13 protein-coding genes are annotated in these 12,872 nt (G+C 67.6%); 11 read left to right on the top strand and 2 right to left on the bottom strand.

Translation table 11 applies throughout. The annotated features are described in order from the left end of the window. Positions 1 to 302: 302 nt before the first annotated feature. Positions 303 to 998, top strand: a complete 696-nt coding sequence (locus tag B2869_RS00570) for an alkaline phosphatase (RefSeq protein WP_292761398.1) — start codon at positions 303 to 305, stop codon at positions 996 to 998. Between the two features lie 413 nt (positions 999 to 1,411). On the opposite strand, the gene B2869_RS00575 is transcribed toward B2869_RS00570, so the two are convergent. Beyond that, entirely contained in the window at positions 1,412 to 1,867 is a 456-nt protein-coding gene (locus B2869_RS00575) for a DUF3151 domain-containing protein (protein ID WP_094764529.1), read from the bottom strand. 182 nt (positions 1,868 to 2,049) lie between these two features. Between B2869_RS00575 and typA the strand changes: the two genes are divergently transcribed. The 4 genes from typA to B2869_RS00595 all read left to right on the top strand — a co-directional run bounded on the left by typA (position 2,050) and on the right by B2869_RS00595 (position 7,777). Then, entirely contained in the window at positions 2,050 to 3,924 is a 1,875-nt protein-coding gene (typA, locus tag B2869_RS00580; RefSeq protein ID WP_292761405.1) for a translational GTPase TypA, read from the top strand. Positions 3,925 to 4,119: 195 nt separating this feature from the next. Beyond that, positions 4,120 to 5,016 carry a phospholipase gene (locus B2869_RS00585; RefSeq protein WP_292761408.1) on the top strand — a complete coding sequence of 299 codons (897 nt, stop codon included), beginning with the start codon at positions 4,120 to 4,122 and terminating at the stop codon, positions 5,014 to 5,016. 98 nt (positions 5,017 to 5,114) lie between these two features. Then, the gene (gene glsA, locus B2869_RS00590) at positions 5,115 to 6,155 is read left to right on the top strand and encodes a glutaminase A (protein WP_292761411.1); all 1,041 of its coding nucleotides are present in this window, start codon (positions 5,115 to 5,117) and stop codon (positions 6,153 to 6,155) included. Beyond that, positions 6,152 to 7,777, top strand: coding sequence for an MFS transporter (locus B2869_RS00595; protein ID WP_292761413.1), 1,626 nt, complete (start codon positions 6,152 to 6,154; stop codon positions 7,775 to 7,777). Before glsA ends, B2869_RS00595 begins: the two co-directional genes overlap by 4 nt. A gap of 3 nt (positions 7,778 to 7,780) precedes the next feature. Here the strand turns inward: B2869_RS00595 and B2869_RS00600 are convergent, their stop codons facing one another. Continuing rightward, positions 7,781 to 8,329 (bottom strand): helix-turn-helix domain-containing protein, encoded by a 549-nt coding sequence (locus B2869_RS00600; protein WP_292761416.1) that lies wholly within the window; start codon positions 8,327 to 8,329, stop codon positions 7,781 to 7,783. Positions 8,330 to 8,433: 104 nt separating this feature from the next. Here B2869_RS00600 and B2869_RS00605 point away from each other — a divergent pair, with 104 nt between their 5' ends. The 6 genes from B2869_RS00605 to B2869_RS00630 all read left to right on the top strand — a co-directional run bounded on the left by B2869_RS00605 (position 8,434) and on the right by B2869_RS00630 (position 12,860). After that, positions 8,434 to 9,156: an AzlC family ABC transporter permease gene (locus B2869_RS00605; protein WP_292761418.1), complete on the top strand. Its 723-nt coding sequence runs from the start codon at positions 8,434 to 8,436 to the stop codon at positions 9,154 to 9,156. Further along, positions 9,153 to 9,467 (top strand): AzlD domain-containing protein, encoded by a 315-nt coding sequence (locus B2869_RS00610; RefSeq protein WP_292761421.1) that lies wholly within the window; start codon positions 9,153 to 9,155, stop codon positions 9,465 to 9,467. The genes B2869_RS00605 and B2869_RS00610 overlap by 4 nt, the downstream gene beginning before the upstream one ends. Positions 9,468 to 9,516: 49 nt before the next feature. After that, positions 9,517 to 9,927: a hypothetical protein gene (locus B2869_RS00615; protein ID WP_052514691.1), complete on the top strand. Its 411-nt coding sequence runs from the start codon at positions 9,517 to 9,519 to the stop codon at positions 9,925 to 9,927. 9 nt (positions 9,928 to 9,936) lie between these two features. After that, a complete protein-coding gene (gene fdxA, locus B2869_RS00620; RefSeq protein ID WP_021199610.1) occupies positions 9,937 to 10,257 on the top strand; it encodes a ferredoxin in 321 nt (106 codons plus the stop codon). Between the two features lie 9 nt (positions 10,258 to 10,266). After that, positions 10,267 to 11,379 (top strand): succinyldiaminopimelate transaminase, encoded by a 1,113-nt coding sequence (gene dapC, locus B2869_RS00625; RefSeq protein ID WP_167254536.1) that lies wholly within the window; start codon positions 10,267 to 10,269, stop codon positions 11,377 to 11,379. 191 nt (positions 11,380 to 11,570) lie between these two features. Then, entirely contained in the window at positions 11,571 to 12,860 is a 1,290-nt protein-coding gene (locus tag B2869_RS00630; RefSeq protein WP_046398932.1) for a citrate synthase, read from the top strand. The last annotated feature ends 12 nt before the right edge of the window (positions 12,861 to 12,872 follow it).

The following is a 12,872-nucleotide window of genomic DNA, read 5'->3' on the forward strand; positions in this document are numbered from 1 at the left end:
CTTGCCCTCGTCGCCCCACTGGGTACCGATCACCACGATGCCAGGCATTTCAGCCCTCCAAGATCATTCAGCGACGCCGCTGGTCCGTGCCCCGGCGCCAGAAACAGGTGAAGCCCCTTGCACGAGTGCAAGCGGGCTCTTGCCACACAAGGTTACCCCACCCCCGCCGCCACCCCGGGAGGTGTCCGCAAACGCCGAAGGATCGCCCAGTGCTCACCTCGCGGCCATCTGGAGGCACCCACGGCGACCTGGCTGGAGTTGCTACGTCACGTAGTAGACACCCCACTCACGAGGAGAACCCGATGAACACCCGTCGCATCGCCGCGCCCCTGTTCAGCCTGGCCCTGGTGGCCGGCCTCACCTGTGCAGGAAACGTCTCCAGCGCCGACGCCACCGCGCCGCTGCCCGCCAAGAAGGCCAAGGCTCCCAAGAACGTCATCGTCCTGATCGGTGATGGCATGGGCTACAAACAGATTGCCGCTGCCTCGCTGTACGAGAAGGGCCGCAGTTACAAGCAGGCCGTCGGCCAGCCCGGCGCCGTCCGCGAAGTCACCGGCCGTCCCGTCACCCTGCAGGAGAAGTTCCCGGTGCAGGCGGACATGGCCACCTACTCGGTCAAGGGTTCCTATGACCCCTGGCGGGACTTCGAGTGCGTCAAGGCCGATCCCACCGGCTCCGCCGCGGCCGGCACCGCGATGTCGACCGGTGTCAAGACCTACAACGCCGGTCTGGGTGTCGATGCCGACGGCAAGCCCGTCGAGAACCCGTCCGAGCGCGCCATCGCCCTCGGCAAGGCCGCGGGCTCCATCTCGTCGGTGCAGTTCAGCCACGCCACGCCCGCCTCCTACGTGGTGCACAACAAGTCCCGCATTGACCACATGGGCATCGCGAAGCAGGAGGTCGCCTCCGAGATGACCGTCATGATGGGCGCAGGCAACCCCCACTTCGACGACAACGGCAAGAAGCTGAAGGCCCCCAAGTACGGCTACATCTCCTAGGAGGACTACACGGCGCTGCAGCAGGGCACCAAGGGCTGGAAGCTGCTGGAGATCAAGGCCGACTTCACAGAAGCTGGCCAAGGGCAAGACCCCAAGCGGGCCTTCGGCATCCCGCAGGTGGCCACCAGCCCGCCTGGCACTCAGGCGCGACCACACCATCCACCGGTCCCGTCCATGCCAAGGGCGCCGGTTCCAAGCAGCTGGCCAAGCGCGCCGTCGCGGGCGACCCGGTGCGCGGCAAGTACCTGGACAACACGGACCTCGCCAATGTGCTGCTGCAGGACCTGTGGGCCAACTGTTCGCAGGCGATGGGCAAGCGCCGCTGACGCACCTGCGGCTGCGGGGACGCAGGAGGGCCCGCACTCCGATCGTGGTGATCGGGGTGCGTGCCCTCCACGTCGTCGGGGTGCCCGTCAGTCCGCGTCGCCCGGCTGACCCTTCGAGAGCTCCAGGTAGGCCTCCTCGGAACTGTCGCGCAGGAACTGTGCACACCGCTCGGCCTCCTCGGTCTCCTGGATCCGTCCGGCGGCGACGGACAGCGCCCACAGGCAGCGCAGGAAGCCCTGGTTGGGCACGTGGCTCCACGGCACCGGACCGGCCCCCTTCCAGCCGCTGCGCCGCAGGGCATCGAGCCCGCGGTGGTAACCGGTACGGGCGTAGGCGTAGCCGGCAATGTCGTCCTCGAGTTCGCCGGTGCGCAGCGATGCCTCGGCGAGCAGTGCCCAGCAGAGGCTGGACGTCGGGTGGTCCTTGGCCACCTCGAGGACGGCGTCGACGCCTCGTTCGGTGAGCAAGGCCAGCGCGGGATCCTCAGGGAGCTTCGTCTGGGGACCGGTGGCCATCAGGTTGGGGTGCGTCTCAGGAGCCATGGCACCACTCTAGAAGACCCCACCTACTCGTGGGGCACGCCTTGCCCAAGGCCGGACCGCGCCCCCTCCAGGGGCCGATGGGGCCGCGCTTCCTGAGGAGCAGGTGGCGACGTGTCAAGAGAGACGCCATCGGGCAGTAGAATCGACGAGTCAAATCCCTGTGAAGTTCGGAGTACCCCTGCATGCCCATCCGCAATGACCTGCGCAATGTCGCCATCGTGGCCCACGTCGACCACGGCAAGACGACTCTCGTCGACGCGATGCTGTGGCAGTCCGGCGCCTTCCGTGAAGGCTCCGATGTCAACAACCGCGTGATGGACTCGATGGACCTCGAACGCGAGAAGGGCATCACCATTCTCGCCAAGAACACCGCCGTCAAGCACACCATGGGCGACGGCGAAGAGCTGCTGATCAACATCGTCGACCCCCCCGGCCACGCCGACTTCGGTGGTGAGGTCGAACGCGGCCTCGAGATGGTCGACGGCGTGATCCTGCTCGTCGACTCCTCCGAGGGCCCGTTGCCCCAGACCCGCTTCGTGCTGCGCAAGGCACTGAACAAGAAGCTGCCGCTGATCGTGGTCATCAACAAGGTGGACCGCCCCGACGCCCGGATCACCGAGGTCATCGACGAGACCTACGAGCTGTTCATGGACCTCGTCGACGACGAGAATGCCGAGCAGCTCGACTTCCCGGTGGTCTTCGCCTCCGCGAAGGCCGGCCGCGCCTCGATGAACCAGCCGGCCGACGGCGAGATGCCCGACTCCGAGACCCTGCAGCCGCTCTTCGAGGTCATCGCCAAGACGATCCCGGCCCCCACCTACACCGAGGGCGCCCCGCTGCAGGCCCTGGTCACCAACCTGGACTCCTCCCCCTACCTCGGCCGCCTCGCGCTGTGCCGCATCAAGGAGGGCAAGATCCAGCGCGGCCAGCAGGTCACCTGGATCCGCCGAGACGGCAGCCAGCAGACCGTCAAGCTGTCCGAGCTGCTGATGACCGATGCACTGGAGCGCAAGCCCGTGGACGAGGCAGGCCCCGGCGACATCATCGACATCGCCGGTATCCCGCAGATCACCATCGGTGAGACCATCGCGGACCCGGCCGACCCGAAGGCACTCCCGCTGATCCACGTCGACGAGCCCAGCATCTCGATGACGATCGGCATCAACACCTCGCCGCTGGCCGGCCGTGTCGGCAAGCAGCTGACCGCCCGCCTGGTCAAGGCGCGCCTCGACCAGGAGCTGATCGGCAATGTGTCCATCAGCGTCAACAACACAGACCGTCCCGACACCTGGGAGGTGCAGGGCCGTGGCGAGCTGCAGCTGGCCGTGCTGGTGGAGATGATGCGACGCGAGGGCTTCGAGCTCACCGTCGGCAAGCCCGAGGTCGTCACCAGCTTGGTCGACGGCAAGTTGCATGAGCCCTTCGAGCGGCTCACCGTGGACTGCCCCGAGGAGTTCGTGGGTTCCGTCAGCCAGATGATGGGCGTCCGCAAGGCCCGCATGGAGCAGATGGTCAACCACGGCACCGGCTGGGTGCGCATGGAGTTCATCGTCCCGTCGCGCGGCCTCATCGGCTTCCGTAGCGAGTTCCTCACCACCACGCGTGGTACCGGAATCGCGAACGCGATCTCGCACGGGTACGAGCCGTGGGCCGGTTCCATCACGACGCGTCAGAACGGCTCCATCGTCGCCGACCGCCAGGGCGTCGTCACCCCGTTCGCGATGATCGCCCTGCAGGAGCGCATGTCGTTCTTCGTACAGCCAACGCAGGAGGTCTACGAGGGCATGGTCATCGGCGAGAACTCCCGCGCCGACGACATGGACGTGAACATCACCAAGGAGAAGAAGCTCACCAACATGCGTGCGGCGAGCTCCGACACCTTCGAGTCGATGACGCCTCCGCGCCAGCTGACGCTGGAGGAGAGCCTCGAGTTCGCCCGCGACGACGAGTGCGTCGAGGTGACCCCCGAGGTCGTCCGCATCCGCAAGGTGAACCTCGACGCGAACACCCGCGCGCGGGAGACCGCTCGTCTGAAGCGTCAGGACGCGAACGTCTGAGACCACACTCGGCGAAGCTCCGAGTGAGAGGGCCTCGTGCCGCCGGAAGGCGTGCACGAGGCCCTCTTCTCATGTAAATCCCAGGTGAGGGATGGTTTTCGCTCAGGTTCGTGGTTCAGAGTGGTTGACTTGCGCCCGGGACGAGCTCCCGATGAGTCTCCTGCAAGGGCGTACGACCACCCGAAAGTCGAACCCATGCTTCAGAAAACCCGTGCGCTTCGGCGCGCCTCCGCGGCGGCGTCCGCCCGTTCCGCCGCCCACCGCCCCATGACCCTCCTCGGCCTCGCCTCCGCCACCCTGGTCGGCATCACCCTCAGCGTCGGCCTCGCGTCCGCGCCGGCGGTCGGAGCCATCAACCCCGCGGTGGCCGTCACCGCCCCCGCGCTGGCCGGTGCAGAACCCCTCGCGCAGATCACCGAGGATGCGGCCGCCACGCTGGCGAAGGCGAAGGATGCCGCGACGGCGGCATCCACGCTGGAATCCGAGGTCGTCGCGTCCGGGCTCGACGTCGGCGCGGTGACGTCCGTCGACACCACCGACCTGCAGAAGGACATCGACAAACTCGACGACATCGACGTGACGCCGGTGCTCCTGGTGGGGGTCCTCGCCGACGAGGTCGAAGAGGAGACGGCGAACGTCGTCTCCGATACCGACGAGCTTCGGAGCGCGCTCACCGCTGCGCAGCAGCAGCAGGCCGAGGAGGAGGCAGCCAGGGTCGCGGCGGAGCAGGCCGCTGCGCAGGCCGCGGCGGAACAGCAGGCCGCAGCTGCTCTGGCCGCAGCCAACACTCCGGAAGGCGCCAAGGCCGCCGCGCAGCAGATCATGTCGAGCACCTACGGATGGGGCGGCGATCAGTTCTCCTGCCTGAACTCGCTGTGGAACAAGGAGTCCGGTTGGAACTACCAGGCGTACAACCCGAGCGGCGCCACCGGCATCCCGCAGGCCCTTCCCGGCAGCAAGATGTCGTCCGCGGGCTCCGACTGGCAGACGAATGCCGCCACCCAGGTCGCCTGGGGTCTCGGATACATCTCATCGGTGTACGGAACGCCGTGCAGTGCGTGGTCGCATTCCCAGGCCATGAACTGGTACTGACCCCGGGTCATCCCGCCGAGGATTCTCTAGCCGAAGGCGGCCGTCGAGCGCTACGGTGACTCTGACGGCTGGGGGCGTCACGGATCCGAGGAGGAGATGTGCTCGACCCGACGGCGTGGCGCGGTGTTCCGCAGGAGGTGTCCACCGGCATCCTGCCGGGATGGGATCGCGTCGAGGAGCTCGTACGCGAGGCGCACTCCCGCTACGCGGGCGAGCACTCGGGCGGCGTCGCCGACTACATCCCCGTGCTCGCGGAGGTGGATCCGGAACTGTTCGGGCTGGTGGTGATCGAGGTCGGCGGCGGGCTGCACGACGCCGGCGATGCCCTGCACCCGTTCTCCATCCAGTCGATCTCGAAGATGTTCGTCTACGCACTGGCGATCCAGGAGCACGGCCACGAACGTGTGCGCGACATCGTCGGCGTGAACAACACCGGACTCGCGTTCAACTCCGTGATGGCGGTCGAGCTCAACGATGGGCACCCGATGAATCCGATGGTCAACGCGGGTGCCATCGCGACGACCGCGCTCATGCCGGGTCGGACAACCGTCGAGCAGTGGGAGCGCGTGCGGGAAGGGCTCTCCGCCTTCGCCGGGCGACCGCTGAGCCTGGACGGCGTCGTGTACGCCTCGGAAGCGCAGACGAACGATCGCAATCGCGCGCTGGGGCGTCTGCTGCGCAGCTACGGTCGGCTCGAGGGGGATCCCGATGAGGTGGTCGACGTATATACACGTCAGTGTGCTCTGGCCGTGACGGCTCACGATCTGGCGGTGATGGGGGCGACGCTCGCCGACGGGGGAGTCAACCCCGTCAGCGGTGAGCGGGTCGTCTCGGAAGAGGTGTGCCGAGACACCCTGGCCGTGGTCGCGTCGACCGGGCTGTACGAACGCTCCGGCGACTGGCTGTTCGAGATCGGGCTTCCGGCGAAGTCCGGCGTCTCCGGAGGCGTCGTCGCGGTCGCCCCCGGGAAGGGCGCGGTGGCCGGCTTCTCGCCACGGCTCGACGAGGCCGGAAACTCGATCCGATCGCAGATGGCGATCGGCTATCTGTCGCGCGTCCTGGGGCTGAACCTGTTCGCCTCCGCCCCGGCGCGCAGAGACCCACCCGCTTTCTCGACCGCACCGCAGGAGCACTCATGATCCAGACGGTGCAGAGCCCGACCAAGACCTCGTGGCTGCCGATGGTCAGCCTGTTCCTCGCTCAGGTGCTGATGTCGTTCAACGTGGCGGCGCTGCCGATCTCGCTCGGCGGTATGGTGAGCGAATTCGGTGTTCCGCCCACGGTCGCGAGCACCACCATCGTCATGTACGGCCTCGCGGTGGCCGCCCTCGTGATGACCGGAGCGAAACTCGGTCAGCGGATCGGCTGGGTCGTCATCTTCCGTATCGTGATCGCGCTGTTCGCAGGCTCCTCGGTCATGATGATCCTCGCTCCCACCGTGTGGTGGGCGATCGCCGGCCAGGCGGTCGCGGGAGCAGCCGCGGCGATCATCGTGCCGTCGATCGTCGCACTCATCGCCGAGAACTACCGCGGACCGCAGCAGGCGACCGCCATCGGGGCGATCGGTTCGGCCCGCGCGATCTCCGGGGTGACCGCCTTCCTCATCGGCGGCACCCTGGGAACGCTGGTCGGCTGGCGCCCGATGTTCTTCATCGTTCTGGGGATCGCCGTGGTGGTCTTCGCGCTGAGCTTCACCCTGCGCGGTGATCGCGGTGACGCCTCGATCCGCATCGACCTCGTGGCGTCGCTGCTGATCGGAGCGGCGATCGTGCTGCTGACGCTGGGTTTCAACAACCTGAACTCCTGGGGTGCCGTGGCGGCGACGACCGACGCTCCCTTCACCATCCTCGGCCTCTCGCCCGCTCCCGTGTTCATCGTCGTCGGCCTCGTGCTCGGCCAGGCATTCTTCCTGTGGACGAGGAAGCGGATGGCGGAGGGGAAGGTGCCCCTGATCGACCTGAGCGTCCTCGGCTCTTCGCGGGAGCGGGCCGCCGTGTACGCCATGTTCATCGTGGTCGCGCTGGAGGCGTGCGTGAACTTCACGATCCCGCTCTACATCCAGATCGTGCAGGGCCGTACGCCGTTCGACACCTCCATGGCCATGATGCCGTTCAACCTCACCGTCTTCGTGACGGCCACCCTGGTGGTGCGACTGTACCGGCGCTTCCCTCCACGCACGATCGGTGTCGTGGGGTTCGTCCTCACCACGGTCGCCCTGGTGTGGTTGTCGTTCGTCGTGAACAACAACTGGGAGACGATCCCGACCATCGTCGGGCTCATCGTGTTCGGCATCGGTCAGGGCGCGCTCGTCACGCTGGTGTTCAACGTGCTCGTGACCGCAGCCCCCGCCGAGCTCGCCGGTGACGTCGGGTCGCTGCGCGGCACCACCCAGAACCTCGCATCGGCGGTCGGCACCGCGCTGGCGGGCGCACTTCTGGTGTCGCTCCTCGGACTCAGTGTCGGTCGTGCCGTGGTCGAGCACCCCGAGCTGCCCCCGTCGCTCGTCGCCCAGGTCGACATGGACAATCTCAACTTCATCAGCAACGACGACCTGCGCGTCGCGCTCGAAGCGACCGACGCGACGCCCGCGCAGATCGACGCGGCGGTCGTGGTGAACGAGGAATCGCGGCTCGGCACGCTCAAGCTCGGCCTGCTGCTGCTGGCGGGGGTCAGCGCGCTGGCGATCCTCCCGGCCTCGCGGCTGCCGCAATACCGGCCGCACGAGATCCCCGACCCGTCTCCGGCCGCCGGTCCGGAATGACGGTCAGCGCAGCTCGGATATGAGCACGGCGCTGGTTCCCGATGCGGTCGCCTCGAAGATGTGCGGGGCATCGCCGGGGTACGTGAGATAGTCGCCGGGGTTCAGCAGCACCGGTTCACCCGCCGGGCCGATCCGCGCCTGCCCGGCCATCAGGATCACGTGCTCGATCGTCCCGGGGTGATGAGGATCGGAACGGCGGGCATCGCCGGGCTCGGCCTGGATCAGGTAGATGTCACGGCGGGCTCCAGGCGGGCTCGCCGACAGCAGCGTCGCGCTGTACGCCGCGGCGGCGGAGGGGACACCGGCGAGATCGTCGGCGCGGATGAGCGTCGGTGCGTTCGCCTGCTGATCGACCAGCACGGCGAAGGGCACGCCGAGCGCGACGCCGAGAGCCCACAGCGTCTCGACGCTGGGGTTGCCGGCGCCGCTCTCGAGCTGGGAGACGGTCGCCTTGGAGATAGCGGCGCGTCGAGCGAGCTCGGAGACCGACAGGCCTGCGGTCTCTCGCTCCCGGCGCAGGGTACGGGCGATACGTGTGCGGAGTTCCTCCATGTGTTCATCATGTCAAACGTTCGTTCGCTTGACTATCCGATCTCGACTGTTCAGAATTATGATCATGTGTTCAGTGGAGCGAACGGCAATGCGCGGGATGCCTGATGACCGCGGGGCGTGAGGTCTGGCGCGAAGCGCTCGGGGTCGTCATCGCGACCAGTGCGTACGGTGTCTCGTTCGGTGCGCTCGCCGTGGCATCGGGCCTGGACGTCTGGCAGACCTGTGTGCTGAGTCTGCTGATGTTCACGGGCGGATCGCAGTTCGCCTTCGTGGGCGTCTTCACGGCCGGGGGGCTTGCGGCCCTGCCATCGGCGGTCGCTTCGGCGGCACTCCTCGGCGTCCGCAACGTCGCCTACGGCATGCGGATGTCACCGATCGTCGGGGGAGGTCCCTTCCGTAAGGCGGCGGCCGCCCATTTCACGATCGACGAGTCGACGGCGGTGGCGATATCGCAGGGCGACCCACGGCTGCGACAGGTCGGCTTCTGGGTGACCGGGATCGGCATCTTCGTCGGCTGGAACATCACCACCCTCATCGGAGCGCTGGTGGGGGATGTGCTGGGAGATCCTCGGACATGGGGGCTGGATGCGGCGGCAGCCGCCGCCTTTCTGGCCCTGCTCTGGCCTCGTCTCCAGCAGCGCCAGGCCATCGCGGTCGGCATCGCCGCGGCGGTCGTCGCCGCGGCCCTCACTCCGTTCCTGATGCCCGGCCTGCCCGTGCTCGTCGCCGCGGTCGTCGCTGTCGTGGTCGGCTGGTTCAACTGGATGGGGCGTCCGACCGCGCCGGGCCGCCCATCGTCGGGTGCGGGGTCGGAGGTGAGCTCATGAGCCTGTGGAGCGCGATCCTCCTCGCAGCGTTGATCTGTCTGGCGCTGAAGGCCGCCGGCTACCTCGTTCCTCCCCGGGTGCTCGAGGCGCCACGCACGGCCCGCATCTCGGATCTTCTGACGGTCGCGCTGCTGGCCGCCCTCGTGGCCGTCCAGGCCCTCGGCGATGGGCAGGCGATCATCGTGGATGCACGTGTGCCCGCACTGCTGGTCGCTGGTGGGCTCCTGTGGTTGCGGCAGTCGTTTCTCGTGGTCGTCGTGGCGGCCGCGCTGGTCGCCGCCCTGCTGCGCCTGTTCGGCCTCGCCGACTGATGCCGGGCCCTCCGCCTGATCGCCGGGGCCTCGTCGGTAAGATCGACAGGTGCGCGTGAGCTGGATGTCGAGAGTGTTGTCATGGATCGCTGCCGCTCTGGTGGGCGGTGTCTACGGCATCGCCGGCACCATCAGCCACAGTGTGATGTGGGGCCCGATCCCGATCGGCATGATCGTGGCAGCCATCGCCTGCGCGGCCATCCTCATCGCCGTCCGCGCTCTGACCCACGACAGGGGGGCGGCCGTGGCCGCCGGTCTCGGGATGATCGGCATGCTGGTGCTGATCTCCGGCGAAGGGCCCGGAGGATCCGTCGTGGTTCCGGCCTCGTTCGCCGGACAGATCTGGACCTATCTGGTCGCCGGAATCGTGCTGCTGGTCGTCGCGTGGCCGTCCGTTCGGCGTCTTCCCGTTCGCACCGAGGGGCCAGCCGCGCAGGAACCCGAGCCCCGCGAGTCGTAGACTGAGGGGGTGACGTATGTGATCGCCCTCCCGTGCGTCGATGTCAAGGATCGCGCCTGCATCGACGAGTGCCCCGTTGACTGCATCTACGAGGGCGAACGCTCGCTCTACATCCACCCTGACGAGTGCGTCGACTGCGGTGCGTGCGAGCCGGTGTGCCCGGTCGAAGCCATCTACTACGAAGACGACCTTCCCGACGAGTGGCAGGACTACTACAAGGCCAACGTCGAGTTCTTCGACGAGATCGGGTCGCCCGGTGGCGCAGCCAAGGTCGGCGTGTACGCGTTCGACCACCCGATCATCGCCGCTCTCCCGCCGCAGGGCGAGTAGGCGCATTCCGTGAGCGTCCGCGACCTCGCCGACTACCCGTGGGATGCCGTCATCCCGTTCCGTGAGCGTGCCGCGCGGCATCCGGACGGTCTGATCGACCTCTCGGTCGGTTCTCCCGTCGACCCGACTCCCGAGATCATCCGGCGCGCACTGGCGGAAGCCACGGACGCCCATGCCTACCCGCAGACGGTCGGAACGCCGAGCCTGCGCGAAGCCATCGTCGAGTGGTACGCGCGACGCCGGGGGGTGCCCGACCTCCGTGTCGACAACGTTCTTCCCACGATTGGCTCGAAGGAGCTCGTCGCACTGCTGCCGACCCTGCTCGGTCTCGGCGACGGCGACATCGTCGTCCACCCCCGCGTGGCCTACCCGACCTATGAGGTGGGCGCCCGTGTCGTGGGGGCGTCGCCGCTGCCCGCGGATGATCCGGAGGAGTGGCCGGAGGGCACGAAGCTCATCTGGATCAACACCCCGGGCAATCCGGACGGTCGCACCTGGACCGTGAGCGAGCTCGCCGCCGCCGTGCGTCGTGCCCGTGAACTCGGTGCCGTGCTCGCGAGCGATGAATGCTACGCGGAACTCGGCTGGGACGGCGAGTGGGCGACCGAGCCGATCCCCTCCATCCTCGACCCGCGGGTGACGGACGGGAGTCGAGCGAACCTGCTCAGCGTGTACTCCTTGAGCAAGCAATCGAACCTCGCCGGGTACCGCGCAGCCTTCGTGGCCGGATGCGCACGCATCGTCGGCGAGCTTCTCACGGCGCGCAAGCACCTCGGTCTCATGCCGCCGGCGCCGGTGCAGCACGCGATGGCGGTCGCCCTCGGCGACGACGAGCACGTGGCGGAGCAGAAGGAGCTCTACCGCGTCAGGCGCGACGCCCTGCGTCCTGCTCTGGAGGCGGCGGGCTTCCGCATCGACGGCTCCGAGGCAGGACTCTATCTCTGGGTGACGGAGGGGCGCGATGCCTGGGAGTCGATGGAGCGACTCGCCGCTCTCGGCATCCTCGCCGGTCCCGGGCCCTTCTACGGCGCTGACTCCGGGGAGCATGTCCGGCTGGCGCTCACGGCGCCGACCGCGCACGTCAGAGAGGCGGCGCGCCGACTCTCTGACGGCGATATATAGGTTCTCTCCCTGAAATGGGCTTCCCTTTGGCGGATGTCACAGTAGGCCTGCGCGACTACTAGGCTGTAAAGGCGATTCGGTCGTGACCCGACCTGGCGCTTCAGCGCCGTGAGATCGCCAGTTCAGGCTTGATCAAGATCTTGTCCGACAGCACCGCGACGAGCGGGCTCGGACACTACGAGGAGGTCCGCGTGAGTGCAGCGGCAGACCAGACGGCGAAGCTGACGATCGGCGACACGACCGCCGAATTCCCGGTGCTGCGCGGCACGGCGGGGCACGACAGCATCGATTTCTCCACGCTGACGCGGCAGACGGGGTACACGGGCCTGGACTACGGGTTCGTGAACACGGCCTCCACGAAGTCCGAGATCACGTTCATCGACGGTGACAAGGGCATCCTGCGGTATCGCGGGTATCCGATCGAGCAGCTCGCGGGCTCCACCAGCTACCTCGAGGTGGCCTGGCTGCTCATTTACGGCGAGCTGCCGTCCGCCTCCGAACTCGCGGAGTTCGACGAGAAGATCCGTCGCCACACTCTGCTGCACGAAGACCTCAAGCGCTTCTTCTCGGCGCTGCCGCACACGGCGCACCCGATGTCCGTGCTGTCTTCGGCGGTCGCCGCGCTTTCGACGTACTACGAAGGTCAGACCGACCCGCACAACCCGGAGCACGTCGAGCTGAACATGGTGCGCATGCTCGCCAAGCTCCCCGTGATCGCGGCGTACGCGCACAAGAAGAGTGTGGGCCAGGCCTTCCTCTACCCGGACAACTCGCTGAGCTTCGTCGACAACTTCCTGAAGCTGAACTTCGGTGTGCACAGCGAGGAGTACGAGGTCAACCCGGTGATGTCGAAGGCTCTCGAGCTGCTCCTCATCCTGCACGAAGACCACGAGCAGAATGCCTCGACGTCGACCGTCCGACTGGTCGGTTCCACCGGTGCGAACCAGTTCGCCTCGGTCTCGGCCGGCATCCAGGCGCTCTCCGGCCCGCTGCACGGCGGTGCGAACGAGGCCGTGCTGACGATGCTCGGGCAGATCCGCGACTCCGGCCAGAGCGTCTCGCGTTTCGTCGAGCGGGTGAAGAACAAGGAAGAGGGCGTGAAGCTGATGGGCTTCGGGCATCGGGTCTACAAGAACTACGACCCGCGCGCCAAGCTCGTCAAGGACGCGGCCGACGAGGTGCTCTCCTCGCTGGGCGTCACCGACCCGCTCCTCGACCTCGCGAAGGAGCTCGAGGAGCTCGCGCTGGCCGACGACTACTTCCGCGAGCGTCGCCTGTACCCGAACGTCGATTTCTACACCGGCGTCATCTACAAGGCGATGGGCTTCCCGACTCGGATGTTCACCGTGCTTTTCGCGATCGGGCGCCTGCCCGGTTGGCTCGCGCAGTGGCGTGAGCTGCAGCTCGACCCCCAGACCAAGATCGGCCGCCCCCAGCAGCTGTACACGGGGTCGCCCGAGCGGTCCTTCCCGACGCGCTGAGCTCCGGACCAT

The sequence above is a fragment of the Microbacterium sp. UBA3486 genome, assembly GCF_002377845.1.
Taxonomy (GTDB): Bacteria; Actinomycetota; Actinomycetes; order Actinomycetales; family Microbacteriaceae; genus Microbacterium; species Microbacterium maritypicum_A.

Bases quoted from the DNA above. Each gene is read 5' to 3' on its own strand.
- B2869_RS00570 (WP_292761398.1), top strand. From the start codon at position 303: ATGAACACCCGTCGCATCGCCGCGCCCCTGTTCAGCCTGGCCCTGGTG.
- B2869_RS00575 (WP_094764529.1), bottom strand. From the start codon at position 1,867: ATGGCTCCTGAGACGCACCCCAACCTGATGGCCACCGGTCCCCAGACG.
- typA (WP_292761405.1), top strand. From the start codon at position 2,050: ATGCCCATCCGCAATGACCTGCGCAATGTCGCCATCGTGGCCCACGTC.
- B2869_RS00585 (WP_292761408.1), top strand. From the start codon at position 4,120: ATGCTTCAGAAAACCCGTGCGCTTCGGCGCGCCTCCGCGGCGGCGTCC.
- B2869_RS00595 (WP_292761413.1), top strand. From the start codon at position 6,152: ATGATCCAGACGGTGCAGAGCCCGACCAAGACCTCGTGGCTGCCGATG.
- B2869_RS00600 (WP_292761416.1), bottom strand. From the start codon at position 8,329: ATGGAGGAACTCCGCACACGTATCGCCCGTACCCTGCGCCGGGAGCGA.
- B2869_RS00605 (WP_292761418.1), top strand. From the start codon at position 8,434: ATGACCGCGGGGCGTGAGGTCTGGCGCGAAGCGCTCGGGGTCGTCATC.
- B2869_RS00610 (WP_292761421.1), top strand. From the start codon at position 9,153: ATGAGCCTGTGGAGCGCGATCCTCCTCGCAGCGTTGATCTGTCTGGCG.